Origin of the sequence: Filimonas effusa (genome assembly GCF_004118675.1) — a bacterium.
GTDB lineage: Bacteria > Bacteroidota > Bacteroidia > Chitinophagales > Chitinophagaceae > Filimonas > Filimonas effusa.
The window spans coordinates 879445-897529 of record NZ_SDHZ01000001.1 but is presented as its reverse complement, the minus strand read 5'-3'; the positions used below and the strand labels follow the sequence as shown (position 1 = coordinate 897529).

Annotated in this window: 10 protein-coding genes; 6 read left to right on the top strand and 4 right to left on the bottom strand. The window is 46.0% G+C overall.

Annotation, left to right across the window (positions count from 1 at the left end):
* Positions 1–14 precede the first annotated feature (14 nt).
* The 6 genes from ESB13_RS03280 (at position 15) to ESB13_RS03255 (ending at position 9137) form a co-directional block, all read left to right on the top strand.
* Positions 15–929 carry a helix-turn-helix domain-containing protein gene (locus ESB13_RS03280; protein WP_129001596.1) on the top strand — a complete coding sequence of 305 codons (915 nt, stop codon included), beginning with the start codon at positions 15–17 and terminating at the stop codon, positions 927–929.
* 137 nt (positions 930–1066) lie between these two features.
* On the top strand, positions 1067–2464 hold the full coding sequence (locus ESB13_RS03275) for a TolC family protein (protein ID WP_129001595.1): 1398 nt from the start codon (positions 1067–1069) through the stop codon (positions 2462–2464).
* 15 nt (positions 2465–2479) lie between these two features.
* On the top strand, positions 2480–5767 hold the full coding sequence (locus tag ESB13_RS03270) for an efflux RND transporter permease subunit (protein ID WP_129001594.1): 3288 nt from the start codon (positions 2480–2482) through the stop codon (positions 5765–5767).
* On the top strand, positions 5748–6881 hold the full coding sequence (locus ESB13_RS03265) for an efflux RND transporter periplasmic adaptor subunit (RefSeq protein ID WP_220399539.1): 1134 nt from the start codon (positions 5748–5750) through the stop codon (positions 6879–6881). The genes ESB13_RS03270 and ESB13_RS03265 overlap by 20 nt, the downstream gene beginning before the upstream one ends.
* 27 nt (positions 6882–6908) lie before the next feature.
* A complete protein-coding gene (locus ESB13_RS03260) occupies positions 6909–7958 on the top strand; it encodes an NAD(P)-dependent alcohol dehydrogenase (RefSeq protein ID WP_129001593.1) in 1050 nt (349 codons plus the stop codon).
* Positions 7959–7970: 12 nt separating this feature from the next.
* Positions 7971–9137: an MFS transporter gene (locus ESB13_RS03255; protein WP_129001592.1), complete on the top strand. Its 1167-nt coding sequence runs from the start codon at positions 7971–7973 to the stop codon at positions 9135–9137.
* 136 nt (positions 9138–9273) lie between these two features.
* On the opposite strand, the gene ESB13_RS03250 is transcribed toward ESB13_RS03255, so the two are convergent.
* From ESB13_RS03250 to ESB13_RS03235, 4 genes are read right to left on the bottom strand one after another with little or no spacing between them, the layout of a single operon-like run.
* Entirely contained in the window at positions 9274–10293 is a 1020-nt protein-coding gene (locus tag ESB13_RS03250; RefSeq protein WP_246022429.1) for a PorP/SprF family type IX secretion system membrane protein, read from the bottom strand.
* A gap of 41 nt (positions 10294–10334) precedes the next feature.
* A complete protein-coding gene (locus ESB13_RS03245; RefSeq protein WP_246022428.1) occupies positions 10335–12362 on the bottom strand; it encodes an OmpA family protein in 2028 nt (675 codons plus the stop codon).
* A gap of 19 nt (positions 12363–12381) precedes the next feature.
* Positions 12382–13404, bottom strand: coding sequence for a PorP/SprF family type IX secretion system membrane protein (locus ESB13_RS03240; protein WP_129001591.1), 1023 nt, complete (start codon positions 13402–13404; stop codon positions 12382–12384).
* Between the two features lie 34 nt (positions 13405–13438).
* Positions 13439–18019, bottom strand: a complete 4581-nt coding sequence (locus tag ESB13_RS03235) for a PKD domain-containing protein (protein ID WP_164974081.1) — start codon at positions 18017–18019, stop codon at positions 13439–13441.
* Positions 18020–18085 lie beyond the last annotated feature (66 nt).

Genomic DNA, 18085 nt, shown 5'->3' with positions numbered 1-18085 from the left:
CATAACTTCGCATTATGGTAGCAGTAGAAACCCTTGATGAGTATTATAAGAGAATAGATATGAAGCCGCCTGCCATGGCCGTAAACGCCTATGGCAAGATCTCGGGACACTTCAACGTTTACCCGCGCCAGGGTATCTGCCAGCGATACTCTCCTTTCAAGCGACGCGATTTTTTTAAAGTCAGCTTTATCACGGGAATAGGACGGCTTCATTTTGAGGACCGCACCGTAGAGGTTGACAAACCTGCCCTGTTATTTTCGCCGCCGGAGCTCAGTTATTCCTGGGAAGCGGTTTCGGAGCAACAAACAGGCTATTGCTGTCTTTTTGATGCGGTATTTCTTGATAATTATCATCACCGGGATATTATACATGAGTCGCCATTGGTCATCAGCGGCCAGGACCCGTTGTTTTTCCTGACCAGCCGACAGCAGCAGCGTGTAGAGCTGTTATTCTGCATGATGATGGCAGAAATGGAGTCCGACTATTCACATAAATACGATCTTATCCGTCATTGCCTGTATATGGTCATTCATGAAGCCATGAAAATGCAGGCTGCCCGTAATCCTATAAAGCATATCAATGCGCCTGCCCGTTTAACAGCCCAGTTCCTGGAGCTGCTGGAACGACAGTTTCCGATAGACTCACCGGAACATGCCCTTCAGCTTAAAACGGCCCAGGATTTTGCGCTAAGCCTTTCTGTTCATGTTAACCATTTAAACCGGGCCGTAAAGGAAGTGACCGGTAAAACCACCACAGAACACATAGCAGAACGAATAACAGTGGAGGCACGTGCGCTTTTAAAACATGCCAGCTGGAGTATTGCTGAAATAGCCTATAGCCTGGGATTTGAATACCCCGCTTACTTTAACAATTTCTTTAAGAAGCATGCACACATAACGCCCGGTGCATTTCGCGCGAACGCTGTTTGAAAAATACAATGAATTGTTTGAATATTACAATTACTAATTCTTTCGTCCTTCCTATTTTTACATTCTCACACCCTCCTGCCGCGGACATTCCGGGTGACTTGCCGTAAGAAGAGCAAACATTAAAGCAGAAAGAAAGCATGTTAAAAAAATCAGCACTCATCCTGTGTGTAGCGGGCGGGGTGTTTAGCAGCCGTGTGCATGCACAGCAGTTGCTTACCCTAAAGCAGGCGATACAGACCGCCCTTACCAACTATGGAACAATCCGGGCAAAGGAAGCATACGTCAATGCATCCAAAGCTTCGGTAAGGCAATCTGTAAACGACTACCTGCCCGACTTTAATTTATCGGCACAGCAGGATTATGGAACAGTTAATGGATTGAACGGGCCGGCGTATGGCTATCGTGGGTTAAATACAGCAGCATCAGGACCAGCATTAACACACCAGAACTGGAATGCGGCGTTTGGCGCGTTATACCTTGCCAACGTAAGCTGGGATTTCTTTTCTTTTGGCAAGGCGCGCGAAAAGATAAGAGTAGCCCAATCGGTGTTAACAAGAGATGAAAGCGATCTTGTACAGGAGCGTTTTCAGCACGAGGTTAAGGTTGCAGGAGCTTACCTGAATTTACTGGCAGCACAGCGCCTGTTACGTTCGTGGCAAAACAACCTGGAGCGGGCTACCTCTTTACGGGAGGTAGTAGTACAGCGTGCTCTTAACGGATTGATCGCCGGCGTTGATTCATCCCAGGCCAATGCAGAGTTGTCGAGTGCAAGAATTGCGCTCACAAAAGCCAGGGATGCGGAGCAAGAGCAATCGAACATCCTGGCCCGGCTAATGGGTGTACCTGCGCAACCCTTTAGTCTGGACACTGTTTTTATAACGCGGATACCCTCATCGGCCTACGATAGTGTAGCGATACAGGAGCACCCGATATTGAAGTACTACCAGAGCCGTATAACACTCAGTAACCAACAGGCCAAGTATTACCGTACATCATCATTACCCACCTTCTCGGTATTTGGACTGGTACAGGGCAGAGGCTCCGGCTTTGACTGGAATTATGGGCAGCTAAACCAGAACCTGGAGAATTACAGCAGCAACTACTGGGATGGTGTTCAGAGCATGCGGGGCAACTATTTGCTGGGGCTGGGCATGATATGGAACCTTACTACTCCCCTGCGGGTAAAACACCAGGTAAGCGCACAGCATTTTGTATCGGAAGCCTTAAAAGAAGAGTACAATTTAGCCGACCAGCAACTGAAAGCTCAATTGGTGCTAGCCGACAACAGAATGAAGAACGCCCTTGACAACTACAGGGAGGCGCCCATACAGGTAAAGTCGGCGTCTGATGCTTATGTACAAAAAGACGTCTTATATAAAAACGGGCTAAGTAACATTGTGGAGGTAACGCAGGCATTGTATATCGTCAACCGTTCGGAGACAGACCGCGATATTGCCTATACCAATGTATGGCAGGCCCTGCTGCTCAAAGCCGCTGCCAGTGGCAATTTCGATCTGTTCCTTCAAGAATTTTAACAGAAGCAAGCAAACATGAACCTGATACGATTCGCATTACGAAAACCTATTACCATCCTGGTATTAGTTGCGGGGCTATTCTTCTTCGGCATTAAAGCTGTCACCAGTATCAAGGTAGACATATTCCCCAAGCTTGATATGCCGGTGATTTATGTATCGCATCCGTTTGGCGGTTATACGCCGGTGCAGATGGAAGCATTTTTCGCCAAACAATACATTAATATCTTTCTTTTTGTAAATGGGGTTAAGTCTATTGAAACAAAGAACATACAAGGCTTAACCCTCATGAAGATCAACTTTTATCCCGGCACCAATATGGCTCAGGCGGCTGCGGAGGTCAGCGCCTTTTCAAACCGTATACAGGCCGCCTTTCCACCGGGATCGAATCCTCCTTTCATCATCCGTTTCGACGCCTCCACCTTACCGGTAGGTCAGCTGGTACTCAGCAGTGAAAAGCGCAGTAACAACGAGTTGCTGGATATGGCGAATGTGTATGTAAGAAGCTCATTTACCTCTATTCCGGGGCTGGTATCCTCCCCTCCTTTTGGCGGTAATGTCAGGACGATAGTTATAAAAGCAGACCCTGCGCTGTTACGTGCCCATAACATGACACCCGACCAGCTGGTAGAAGCCATGCGACTAAACAACCAAACGGCACCATCAGGCAACGTACGCATTGATGATAAGAACTATATCACTCCTGTAAATACTACCATCAGAAATGTAAAAGACTTTGAAAACATACCGATATTCAAGGGCGGTGTTCAAAACCTTTACCTGCGTGATGTTGCTACGGTAGAAGACGGCGCGGACGTAGCATCGGGCTATGCCCTGGTAAACGGCAAACGCTCCGTTTATCTCAGCATTGCCAAAAGCGCTGATGCATCTACCTGGGAGGTGGTACAGAATTTAAAGAAAGCATTGCCCAAAATGCAATCACTGTTGCCGGAAGACGTAAAACTGAGTTATGAATTTGACCAGTCGACCTACGTCATAAATTCTGTTAAAAGCCTGCTTACGGAAGGTGCTATAGGAGCTATTTTAACCGGCTTAATGGTATTGCTGTTCTTGGGCGATGCACGCGGAGCATTGATCGTTATTCTTACCATTCCTACATCTATTATTTCATCGGTACTATTCCTGAGTTTGTCTGGCCAGACGATCAATATCATGACCTTAAGCGGTCTGGCATTGGCGATAGGCATATTGGTAGACGAGAGTACCGTAACGATAGAAAACATACACCAGCATCTTGATATGGGGAAACCCAAGGCACTGGCTATATGGGATGCCTGTAAGGAAATTGCATTTCCCAAGCTGCTGATATTGTTTTGTATACTGGCAGTATTTGCCCCCGCATTCACAATGGGCGGCATACCCGGTTCCCTGTTCCTTCCCCTGGCGCTGGCAATAGGTTTTAGTATGATCATTTCTTATTTCCTGGCACAAACATTTGTTCCCGTGATGGCCAATTGGATCATGAAAGTGAAACATCACAAAAAGCAAAGCGGAGAGGAATTTAGTGACGCAGAGGAACTGGAAGCTTCAGGATTAAGCACTTCCAGTGAAGGAGATACCTGGGACCAGAAAAAGGTATTACTGGAGCGGGAAGACAGCAACAGGGATGGAAAAGTAAGCGCTTTTGAGCGGATAAGATTACGTTACCTGGCATTTATAGGCAGAATGATGCCTTACCGTAAACCAATCGTAATTATTTACCTGCTGGTTATTTGTGCGGGCACCTGGTACCTGCTTACCCATATAGGCAGGGATGTATTACCTAAGGTTAACGGAAGCCAATTCCAGGTGAGGTTGCGTGAACCGGAAGGAACCCGGATGGAACGTACCGAAACAAAAACCATTACCCTGGTTAACGCCATTGAAAAACTGGTGGGGCCGGAAAACGTTTCCATTACTTCGGCCTATGTAGGTATGCACCCTCAACTATTTTCCATCAGTCCCATTTTCCTGTGGATGGCCGGACCGCATGAGGCAGTTGTACAGGTGGCATTAAGTGAAGAATACAAGACCAACCTCGACGAATTAAAAAATAAAATAAGGCAGGAGGCTAAGCGGGTTGCACCTGAAATGCAGCTATCGTTTGAACCTATAGAGCTTACCGACAAAATACTAAGCCAGGGATCACCAACGCCTGTAGAAATCCGTTTTTCGGGAAGAGATAAAAAACAAAGTGAAGATTATGCCCTACGCCTGGTAAAAAAGCTCAAAGAGATCAGTTATTTACGGGATGTACAGGTAGGCCAGTCCACCAAATACCCTACGCTTAACATAGAGGTAGACCGGACACGTGCGGCGCAACTGGGTGTAGATATGAGCGACGTATCCCGTTCTATCATAGCCTCAACCTCATCCTCACGTTTTACCGAGAAGAATGTATGGGTTGATGAAAAAGCCGGTTATAGTTACAGTGTACAAGTACAGGTTCCTGAAAACAAGATGAACAGTGAGTTGGAGATTTCGGAGATACCCTTGCTAAAAAATGCATCCCGACCCGTTTTGGGAGATGTTGCCACCATTAAACCTGGTATCACCTATGGTGAAGCCGACAACCTTGGCGCAATGCCTACCTTAACAGTTACAGCAAACCTGAATAATAAAGACCTGGGAGCTGCCACACGCGATGTAGAAAAAGCAATAGAAGCACTAGGTAAATTACCACGGGGGTTAAACGTGGAAACAATAGGTTTAAGCAATACGCTTACCGATACACTCAGCAGTCTTCAGAATGGTTTAATTGTAGCTATTGTGGTGATATTTCTTATGCTGGCAGCCAATTTCCAATCATTCAAGGTTTCAGCGGTCGTATTAGGAACAGTCCCCGCTGTGCTGTTTGGCTCACTTGGCTTATTGGTTATAATGGGTTCCACCCTAAACCTGCAATCATACATGGGTATGATCATGTCGGTAGGTGTATCCATATCAAATGCAGTACTGCTTATTACCAATGCGGAGCAGTTAAGGAAACATAACGGAGATGCGTTGCTATCGGCAAGGGAAGCCTCGGCGCTTCGTTTACGACCTATTGTAATGACTGCTGTAGCTATGGTTGTAGGCATGATACCTATGGCCAGCGGCTTAGGCGAGGCGGGCGACCAGTCATCGCCATTGGGAAGAGCTGTAATAGGCGGCCTGGTAGCCTCCACATTTGCGGCATTATTTATATTACCGTTATTATTTGCCTGGATGCAGAAAAGCGCTGGCACCGTATCGGTATCATTGGACCCTGAAGACAAAGAAAGCAAACATTATATACCTGATTTATATGAACAGTCAACAAAATAACCATATCCTGATGTTTGCCCTGTCAGGTATAACAATGGGCATGATGCTGTTATCCTCCTGTGGCTCACACGAAAGCAAGGCAGGTGAAAAGAAAGAAATTCCGGGTAGCAGCGCTATGGAAACAGCAACTTTTGTTCTTACCAAAGGCAAGCTGTCGTCCAAATTTTCTGCTCCCGGAGAGCTTATTGCTTTTCAGCAGGTGGATTTATATGCGAAAGAGAATAGTTTTGTAAAAAAAATATACGTTGACGTGGGTTCTGAAGTAGCAACAGGCCAGTTGCTGGCAACGCTGGAAGCGCCGGAACTGAATTCCCGGATAGCGGCCTCGGAATCACGGTTAAAGTCGCAGGAGGCTATTTATATGGCCAGCAAGGCTAATTACGACCGCCTGTATAAAACGAGCCAGACACCGGGCACCATTTCGCCCAACGACCTGGACCAGGCGGCAGCGCGGATGCGGGCCGACGAAGCGCAGCTGGAAGCAGCAAGAGCAGCGAATAAAGAAGTAACCATTATCCGTGGTTATCTTGAAATACGGGCACCATTTGCAGGGGTTATTACCACCAGGAATGTAAATACAGGCGCTTATGTAGGCCCATCAGGCAAAGGATCGGAATACCCCCTGTTCACACTACAGGAACAGAAGCATTTACGTCTTGTAGTATCGGTACCGGAAGCCTATACCGGCTACCTGAGCAACAGGAACCAATTACAGTTCACCGTGAAAGCCCTGCCGAATGAGCAGTTTTCAGGCACTGTAAAGCGCTTATCCGGCGCCCTGGATGCCAGGCTGAGAGCCGAACGCATTGAAGCCGACGTTCAGAACAACAACAAGAAACTGTTGCCTGGCATGGTAGCCGAAGTAAATATACCTATGCCTTCGCAAGACAGTGTACTGGTGGTACCCAAAGGCGCGGTATTAAATACGACAGAAGGAATATTTGTCATAAAAGTGACTGAGGGAAAAGCACAATGGGTGAAGGTTGAAAAAGGGCGCGAAGCCGGCAAAGAGGCTGAAGTATTCGGAGCGCTCAGCCCCGGGGATATACTGGTAGAGAATGCCAGTGAAGAGATCAGGGATGGAATGCCCGTTGAAGCGATGCAAAAACAATAGTTTATTATCCGGAAAAATGATAGAAGTATGACAGCAACAAAAGCATATGCAGCACAAAGTGCAACTACACCGCTGGTGCCTTTTAATTTTGAAAGAAGGACTCCTGGCCCTCATGATGTACAGATAGAAATTTTGTATTGTGGCGTATGTCACTCTGATATTCACCAGGTACGCAATGAATGGGGAGGATCTGTATTTCCGATGGTACCCGGACATGAAATTGTTGGACGAATAACAGCAGTGGGCAACCATGTAACCAAATTCAAAGTAGGAGATCTGGCCGGTATCGGTTGTTTCGTAGACTCCTGCCGGGTATGCGACAACTGTAAAGAAGGACTTGAACAGTATTGCGAAGAAGGCATGACAGGCACCTACAACAGCAAAGAACGCGATACGCAGGCGCCTACCTATGGTGGCTATTCCACGCAGATCGTTGTTGATGAAAACTATACCTTAAAAGTTTCGGACAAATTATCACTGCCGGGTGTAGCCCCCCTACTGTGTGCTGGTATTACCACCTATTCGCCCTTACGTTATGTAGGTGTAAAAAAAGGAGACAAAGTAGCGGTATTGGGCCTGGGCGGTTTAGGCCATATGGCAGTGAAGTTTGCAGCAGCTTTCGGCGCAGAGGTCACCATGCTCAGCGGCTCACCTTCGAAAGAGGCTGACGCAAAAAAGCTCGGCGCACACCATTTCGAGCTGACCTCCAATGCTGAAACAATGAAAAGCCTGAAAGGGAAGTTTGATGTTATCCTGAATACAGTATCCGCTCCTCACGAATACACGACTTACATAGAGCTGTTAAAAACCAACGGAACTATGATCATCGTTGGCATACCTCCTGAGCCAGCAAAAGTGCCTGCTTTTCACCTGATACATCAGCGTAAAAAGATAATGGGGTCTATGATTGGCGGCATAGCAGAAACCCAGGAAATGCTGGACTTCTGTGCAGAACATGCTATTGTTTCGGACATTGAGCTTATTGATATCAACTATATCAACGAGGCATACGACCGTGTACTTAAAAGCGATGTAAAATATCGTTTTGTAATTGATATTGCGTCACTAAAAAAATAATTATAAGAGGGGATGAAGCGTAGTTTGTTTTCGCTGACGATAGGCGGGTTTGGCATTGGCATGACGGAATTTGTAATGATGGGTATATTACCAGACTTGTCTACGGCCCTCGGCATTTCAATACCTAAAGCCGGCCACCTGATATCGGCATATGCATTGGGAGTTGTATTAGGTGCGCCATTACTGGTAGGAATAGCAGGCAAGTATCCTCCTAAAAAGATACTGATGGGCCTGATGTTACTATTTACTGTTTTCAATGGCTTATCGGCATTGGCCCCCGATTTCAGGTTACTATTTGTAGCAAGGTTGTTTTCCGGACTGCCGCATGGTGCTTTTTTTGGCGTAGGCGCTGTTGTAGCCAGCAGGCTGGCGACAACGGGCAGAGAAGCGCGTGCAGTATCAATGATGTTTGCAGGACTTACGTTTGCCAATATTATAGGTGTACCTATAGGAACCTTTGTCGGCCACCATTTTAGCTGGCGTATTACCTTTATCGCTATTTCAGTGATAGGACTTTTGACTATATGGGCATTAAACAGCTGGATGCCTGACCTGCCCGCTTCAAAGAATAATAATCTTAAAAGCAGCCTGGCTATATTCAAAAAAACAGAGCCCTGGCTGATAGTAGGTATTACAGCTATAGGCACAGGCGGACTATTTGCGTGGTTCAGCTATATTGCCCCCTTAATGACAAAGGTTGCCGGCTTTAGTGATAATGCCTTAACCTTTATTTTAATGCTGGCCGGGGTAGGCATGGCAGTTGGCAACCTTATTGGCGGCCGCCTCGCCGACCGTCTTTCTCCCGCCAACGCCACCACCTTTCTTTTGCTGGCAATGGTAATATCGCTTTTGATCGTCTCTGCCGTAAGTCACTTAAAGATTCCGGCCATAGCAATGACATTTATTACCGGTGCTATTTCATTTGCATTAGCAGCACCGGTACAAATGCTCATGATTAAAGCAGCTTCCGGGGCCGAAATGCTGGCGGCCTCTGTTAGTCAGGCCAGTTTTAATATAGGCAATGCGATAGGTGCTTACCTGGGAGGTCTGCCTATTGCTGCCGGTCTTGGCTACACTTCTCCTGAATGGGTAGGTGCAGGGCTTGCGTTCGGCGGCTTACTGTTTTGTGTAGCATTACTGATCAAGAAAAAAAAGGAAAGCGTGAAAACATTGGCTTAACCGGTATTAAACTGAATGCCCTGATTTTGCCGCAGCCTGTAATTTAAAAAATCATGCACCCCTAGCAACGAAGAGAGGCTGCCACCCAATGGAACAGCCTCTCTTTCAATAAAAGGATAACGGGGCAGCAATTAAATTACCAGACATTCCTGGGGCACCAGTCGCCGTATTTATTTCCCAATAATATTCCCAGCACCACTTCATGACTGCCGTTGCTAACAGTATTCAATGCAGAAGTGGTACGGTCATAGGAATAACCGATATTAAAGGCGCCACTGATGTTCACGCCGGCCATTATATTCCAGCCATCATCCTTTCGATAGCCGCCACCTGCCCAGAGAAAGTCGCGGTACTGCAACTTTACATTTCCCTCTGGCTGTAACGGTAACGGACTTACGGATTTCAACATGACTGAAGGTATCAGATTCCAGTCTTCATCCAACAAAAAACGGTAACCGGCTGTAACAAAAATATGCGGCGTCATTTTATTACCACCTCCTACTTTGTTAGAAGAGAAATAAACGGATTGCCCCATCAGCTGCTGCACCGATACGCCGAGGAAATAATCTGCACCATAGAGATACAGCCCAGCCATAAGATCGGGCTTTATGGAATTAACAACACCATTATTGTAAACAGCGGGATCCACCTGCGTATTGCCAAAATTCAGCTTATTGGCATCAAGGCTGGCATTAAAGATACCAGCACCAAAACCCGCCGACAGGCTGGTGCGCGGTCCTATTCCAAGATGATAAGCATAAGTAGCATAAGCCGAGAAATAACGCAGCGGCCCTGTCTTATCATTAATCACCTGCAAACCGATGCCATGATGGGGCGCCGCTGCCGTATAATCGGCCCAGTAATCGTTACCCCGGGGATTGGTACCATCTACCTGGAATGAAGTGGCAGTGGTACGGTAATCCTTTTTATTCAAAGCGCCATGGATCGTAAAATAACTCGTAACGGGCGCATCATTCAAACCAGCCCATTGCTGCCGGTGACTTACCTTCACATCAGTATAGTTCTCTATACCCGTAAGGGCAGGATTAAGCACATACTGGTTCAATATATACTGTGTATAATGCGGTTTCTGCTGGGCATGACAAAAGGTTACAACCATTGCACCTATCATCCCCACTATTATCCTGGTGGTCATGCGATCTATCAGTTTTGGTTAATATTATCATTTGCAATAGTTTATTGCAATACTTTCATTTCAGTACGCCTGTTCTTTTCACGGCCTTCGGGATTATCAGAACCATCAGGCTTTTTATTCGGCGCAATTGGCATCGTAGCACCGTATCCTTTAGCCACAAGGCGGTTCTGGTTAATACCTTTGCTTACCAGGTAAGCAACAACATTATCGGCCCTTGCCTGGGAAAGCCTCATGTTAAGTTCATCGGAACCTTTGTCATCGGTATGCCCTCCTATTTCCACTCTTACCTCAGGACGTTTATTAAGTAAAGCCACTACGTCGTCCAGAGAAGGATAAGATTCCGGTTTTATATCAGCCTTTGCAAACTCGTAGTATACATTATTCAACACCTGTATTTCATCAACGACCAGCACTTCTTTCTCCATACAGATGGGAATACTTAAAACACTGTCGGCATCCGCCTCATCGGACCATTGCAGTGGCCGGGCAGCAGTATAATATCCCTTTAAAGCAGCCACACTATTTAAAGGCGTCGCCTGGTTAATGGCAAATGAATAACGGCCATCAGCATCAGTTATGCCGGAATACATTTTAGTACCGGTTATGGTATCTATTACATCAACAGCAACACCGGCAAGCGGCGTTTTGCTATCACATGAAACCACCTGGCCTATCACCTGCTTAGGCGGTGCCTTTTTTGTAAGATGAAAAAGCTCCAGGCAGCACACATCTGCCCTATCTGAACTAAACAAGGCATTTTCAAGAACCCTGCGGCCCTTGCTAAAACTCAGGAAGTACATATCGTCTTTCATTGAATTAACCGGGTAACCAAAATTCTCCGGCTGGCTCCACTCTCCCGTTCTGCCTTTTGCAAAGAACAGATCATACCCTCCCATGCCCGTTCTGCCATCAGAAGCAAAAACAAAGGTTGCAGACGGCTCATGATAATAAGGAGCCTGCTCATTATAAGGCGTATTAATAATTGCGCCAAGGTTTTGTGTACTTACAGGTTTGCCCTGCTCATTAAGGACAGCGGACCACAAATCGTATCCGCCCAGGCCTCCGGGTTTATCGCTTGCATAAAAAAGCGTTTTGCCATCGGCTGTAATAAATGGTTGCTGGGCATTATATCCCGGCAAATTCACAACAGAGTCCAGTATAACAGGATCGGACCATTTGTAGCTATCCGTGGATGCTATTTTATTGCTGATATAGATTGCCGCATTTTTCCGGTCTCCGATTACCTGCCATTTTGTAAGATAAATAGTATTACCATCGGCACTTACTGTTGCTGCGCCTTCATGAAGCGCTCCGGATGGCATTCCTGCCTTAGCCACATTACTTATGGCGGAAGCCGAAAAGCCTGCCTGGTACAAACGGTTTAAATGTATTTTATTGGCAGCAGCATTGCTATCAGGCCAGGTAGCCGTAAACAGAATAGCTTCTTCCCCTATAGCAACCGGCGCATAACTGGCACCTGTTCGCCCTGCTGCAAGCGCGTTAACCGTAAAGGAACTGATATCCTTCTGCAATTGCTGCCTGATGTATTGCAGATTCTTGATCTCCCTTTGTGCGGCGACCGTATATCCGCCATCGGAATGATGCGTCAGAAATTGCTGAAAGGCTTCTTCTGCATCGGCATAACGCCCTAACGTTCTAAGGCAGGTACCGTAGTGAAAACCAGCCAAAGGAAAAGTACTATCCGCTGCAAGTAACTGCTGATACAGTGGCGCTGCATTGGTATAGTTCTTCAGTAAACGCCAGCTCTCGGCAAGCTGGTATATCGCCAGTTGCTTATCGGGAACCGGCTCAGACTTCTTATTTGCTGATACGGAATAAGGATCAAATGCTGACGTTTTTTTATCGCGCGAAATATTCAGGTATTTTTCATAGTAACTGACAGCAGACGAATAATCCCCTTTTTTAAAGTAATTATCTGCCGCCCTTCTGTAATCGGCACTGAACTGCGCATGTGTCGTTACAGCCCCAAACAAACATATAAATACAGCGGACAATACACGCATTTGAAATTTTCCGGAAACCGGTTGTATTTGTAAAAGATGGTACATATTGAACAAAAGTTTTTATTTATAGCCTTGGACAAACAAATTCCACTTCCGGGGTTTTTGTTTTTTTCCTGCCAAAGAATGTGAGTGTAACTTCAAAGCTATTGGTACCTTTTACCATTTTACCAAGATCAGATGTATTAACATCATAACTGGCACTAAACACCATATTGTTATGGGTTACGCCTACATAAGGCGTAAAGGCGTCTTTCAAACGGCAATTAAGGCCCAGCAACAGATCAGTAGCCGTAGTTGCGCGTAACTGTGCATAAGCCCCTATTACCTTTTCCTCTGATTTTGCCTGGCGCAGGTAAAGCAAATGAGGCGTAAGTGAAAGCTGCTCATTCAACCAAAGTTTCACGCCTCCATGAATGGTATAACGAACAGGCATTTTTTCATTAATAACGGCTGCAAACCTGTTATCGGCCTGATTGATATGGGATGCGGAGAAGCCGGCAAAAACATTAGCCTTCTTACCTGGCGTCGCATCATAATATAATGCTCCCGCTCCCGCATCAAACGCAGTAGCTGAAGGATCAGAGATCATTTCCTGGGTAGGAATCATGCCTCCTGTAACAGGATTCCACTGATCGAAGAATACCAGCTTGGAGGGATTGAATTTACGCTGAATCATGCCTGCCTGTAACCCGAGTACCACTCTATGCGTTTCATTGGCACCAAAGCGGATACCTGTATAGGCCACACTGCCATAAGCAGTCGTATAATTATAACCACCATCACCTGCTACCTGGTTCAGTACACTAAGCCCCACGTTAAGGTTCTTTTCGGTTGTAAGCTCCAGGGATGCGCCCATAGTAGAAAAAGGGCTGGATATGTTACTCCATTGATTTCTGTAAATAGCGGAAGCCCTGTACTTACCATCAAAGATACCTGTTAACGCAGGGTTGAGCCAGGATGGATACACATAGTATTGTGTAAAATGAGGATCGACCTGGGCATGCAATTCTGCCGAAGAAACCAGCAAAGAAGCCAGGAGAAGACATCCTCCCACCACCCTTACTCTGATGCTGCACTGTTTTCTCATTGTGTCAGTTTTAAATTCGTCAATTAAAAAATATTTACCTGATTATGGTAACAGCACCATTCATAGGAGCCGTTCCATCACCCAGGCTAATGATATAATAGTAGGTACCCATAGGCAACTCTTTACCATTCGATCTTCCATCCCAGGGCGTACTGTACCCTTTTGATTCAAATACTTTCTGGCCATAACGGTTAAAGATCTGCACAACAGAACCAGGGTATTCCGACAGGTTCGGAATTTCCCAGCGATCATTAACCCTGTCGTTATTAGGCGTAAACGCATTGGGCACACGTACCTCTTTCAGCATTTTTACCGTCAGGTAATCCGAAGCAGTACAGTTGTTGTCGCCCGTTGCAGTAATGGTGTATGTTTCATCCGCAGTAACCGTAAGGAAAGGACGCAAAACGGAAGCGTCGGAAAGATGTGCCGCCGGGCTCCAGCTCAATGTAAGCAACTGTGCATTCGCAATAGCTTCAAATTGAATCCTGGTGCCTTCAGGAACAACAAAAGATCTTCCGGCATCTATTTCCGGCTGCAAATGCACCGTCAGGCTTTTTGCAGCACTTTCCGCTGTACAACCTATTGCATTGGTTACAGTAAGCGCTATAACCTGGTTACCTGCATCTTTCCAGTTTTTCACAAACGGACTTCCGGTGCCATCGTCTTTGCCATTCACTTTCCAGCTCCACGCAACAGCCGAGCCGGCCGGAGTAGTGGCATCAGAAAAAGTAACAGTCTCTCCCTGGCATATTTCACTCGCCGACATCGTAAAGTTGGCCGATGGCCTTTGATGAAAATCATTCACAGTTTGAGTCACACTTGTATACTCGCAACCGAACGAAGACTTAGCAGCAAGTTTCACCTGGTAACTTCCTATAGTTTTATATTCATGTGCGGGATTAGTTTCGGTAATTCCCGTAGTAGAAGCATCACCGAAATCCCAGCGATAGGTTAAAGTTGAATTATCGGCTACTGCAGAAGTATTGGTAAAGACCGCCGCGCCAGGGAAACATATTTTCGTTGGCTTGGTAAAGGATGGTACCGGAAGCGGGTGTACTTCTACCGTCTTGGTAAGCGGAACACTAAGACATCCCTGCGAGTTAACCGTTACTGCCTCAATTGAATAAGGCCCTGCAGTAGTTGGTGCCGGCGCATTAAATGCATTATTGTTATTAGCAGAGCTGGTATTGGTATTACCGAATTTCCAGTTCCAGGCAGCAACTCCCGCAGGTGAACCAGGGGTAATCCTGATCGTTTCTCCCCTGCAAACACTGGCTGTGACGGCGAAATCAACCTGTGGACGGGCATATACTGTAATACTGCTATTATCCTGTCCCTGACAGCCCCCTGCTGTAGTATAGGTATAGGTTACAGTATGTGTGCCAGCTCCTGCAGATGCAGGATTAAAACTACCACTGGCATCAACACCTGCTCCTGAATAAGCTCCTCCTGACACAACGCTGCCATTAACAGTAGCAGTAGCAATACTAAAGGCGGCCACATTTTCACAAACGGCAGCCAAAGAAGGATAATCCACCACTGGCGTAACGCTCAATACTGTAGCAGTAGTTTTAGTAGCGGTACAACCCGAAGCTGCCGTTGCAGTAAGAGATATATTATAAGTTCCATCAGCAAACTTATGAACCGGCTCAAATGCAGCAGAAGTATTTTCATTACCTGGCGATGCATAAGCGTCGCCAAAATTCCACGACCACGAAAGGGCTTCATTCGTACTTATCGATGAAGTATTGTCGAAAGTAACCTGACCATCTGAAGGCAAACATCCTCCGGCAGGAATAGCAAACCCAACAACAGGACTCGCATTTACGATGACCGTAGCAGTTTTAGACACAACACAATTACCTGAAGAAGTAAATGTAGCAACAACCTGGTGCGTACCGGCACCGGCAATTGCAGGATCAAACATTCCATTACTGCTCACACCTGGACCGGAATAGGCAAAAGCTCCGGACACACCGTTTGTAACTGTTGCTACCGCCATAGAATAAGCCGCAACATTTTCACATACCGATGCAAATGTTGCCGGAAAATCAACTATCGGAGAAACATTAAATGAAGCTTTGATCACAGTATTCTCCACACATCCCTGTGAAGTTGTTACGCTATAGGTAATATTATAATTACCAAAAGAGGTATACAGGTGAGAGGGACTTACCTCTGTTGATGTATTTGGATTGGAAGGCGTAGCTGCCGCATCACCAAAATCCCAGGAGTGACTCACCAGTGTCTGCGCATCCGGCACACTTGTCGTATTAGTAAACACAACCTGCCCATTTGCAGGCAAACAACCTTCCGGGTAAGTAATAACGACCTTCGGTTTACTGTATACGGTAATCGCTTTGTCAACAGTATCGCTCATACACTTTTCGCTAACCCCTGCCGCCATTCTTACTATAGGATTTGCCGCATCGTTGAATACGGAAGTTTGCGGATCAGGTGTTGTCAGTAGCTTCTCCGTTCCATCTGCCAGTTTCCAGTAATAACGGTTAACAGGAGCGGATCCGCCATAGGAGGCAGCCGGTGTAAATACAGCGGAAGCTCCTTCACAAATAGCCGTAGGATTGGCAGTTAAAGTAGCTACAGGTGGCGCCAGCAGGTTTATTTGCTTGGAAACACTGGCTACACAACCCTCTTCAGAAACAACTTTTAGTTTTACAGTATTAGCCCCGACATCAAGACTGTGGTTGACATCTTTTCCGGATTCTGTAACAGTAGAACCGCCTGGGCCGGGGAATGTCCACTCCCACTTCTGCACATTGGAAAGGTCCGTAGCAGCAGGCCCGGTGAAGGAAGTAATATCGCGTATGCAGTTGGTAGGATTGGTATAGGTAAAATCTGCAACAGGTGTAGGCTTTACTTCAAAGCCCAGATAAAACTCTTCCGTATTGTTGCAGTTTTCAGTTAAGGAAGGACTGGTACACAATACTCTCACATAATGCAATCCAGCCTGCGTAAAAGTATAGTTTTGCGGCAAGGTATATTTATGATAGGTAACACCCAGCTTGGTGACTGTACCTTTATACACCGCCGACGCAGGATCTATTGTAACATCGAGATTGGGAAAAATCTTTGTACCAAGATCACCTATTTTCCAAACCATTTTGGTTAACTGGTAACGCACCAGGATAGACAACTCCACTTCAGACCCATTACAGGTAAAAGCATGACTATTACTACCGCCATTAGATTCGTCAGCAACATTATGCATATCCGCCAGGCCGTTGAGGTTATTAACATAGGTGCCTGCATTATAAGCATAACTCTCTGCCCCCCCCAGTCCATAAGTAATCCCTGTAAACGGCTCATCACACTTAACAATACATTGGGCTTGAGCAGCAGGCCATGATTTTACAACTACTGTGTATCCCGGAGCGCTATGCGCATAGGTATGAGAAAATATAGAGGAGCCATCTATCTTCAGCGTTTGCATGCCTGCATCCGGCACTATAAGCGTAACAAAGTTCCGATTTATATTCTGTAAGGTATTTCTAAAAAAGCCAATCTGTTTAATGGATTGCTCTACAGGACTTAGATACACCATCTCGGGATCACCATCGCCTCCCGTAATACAGCCGGAACTCGAAGGCCCCATAAACTGCCCCACCATAATAGGCTTATCGGCAGTAATAACATCGGCAGTGTTGCTTTTAAAGCGATAGAATTTATTTTTAATAAGTGTAGAAGTAGGAATTTGAACACCATTCTTCATTACAACAGTAGCAGGGTCTCTGACAAGAATTTTATATACGCTGGTTTGAAATTGAGATGCGCTACCGGAAGTTGAAAAGGGAGCAGTAAAATACCTTTTTCCCCAGGCCTGTTCCGGGAACAATTGCTGGATATCATTATCGCGTCCGCCACCTACGCCACATTCTGTAATCTCGCCCATAGTGCGCCCGGAACCGCAGAATACTGCAACAGCATGACATTCCCCATCCCTTCCGGCTATAGACCTGACGGTTGTACCCGTAAGTTCAACACCATTACCCGTACTACAATCAGCATCTCCCACCAATTGATAAATATGCCCTTTTTCAAGTTCAACAGTGAAAGGCACATTAGGCTGCTTACCTAGCCTGGTAAGCACAGAAGGAATAATTTCCACTTTGGTGTTATTTTCTTTGGCAATAACATACATCCAGGAATAAGATTTCGGTGCGTCATATTGCTGAGAATTCATTGCAGTATAATTATATCCCCAGGCAGTCACCGGCATAAGCATGGTTGCGCCGGAAGCTACATTCCCATATATATGTGCATAAGCCACAATAGGATTATTAAGACTTACAATATGAATTCCTTTTTTATTGAATGCCTGCTCGCCACCAGTCCCAACTGGCGGAGGATTGGCAATAAGACGTGCATCGTAGTTAGCATCAACCGCATTTAGCGCATCCAAAATCCCCTTTGGAATAACCTGGGTACTGATAACGGTGTTGGCCGGAATATGAAAGGTTTTCCTGTACCAGCTGCCGGGAAACAAGGAACTACTATCTATAGTCACCACCACATCAGCAGCTTCTTCAGCACTTAAATACAACACCATATTCATATCATTGGGTTCGTTGCCCGTACCATCACAATTTTTTTCCATGTATTGATGATGGCCATAACCTACCCAAAACTCCATACCTCTATTGGTAACGTTTTGAGTTTTCCC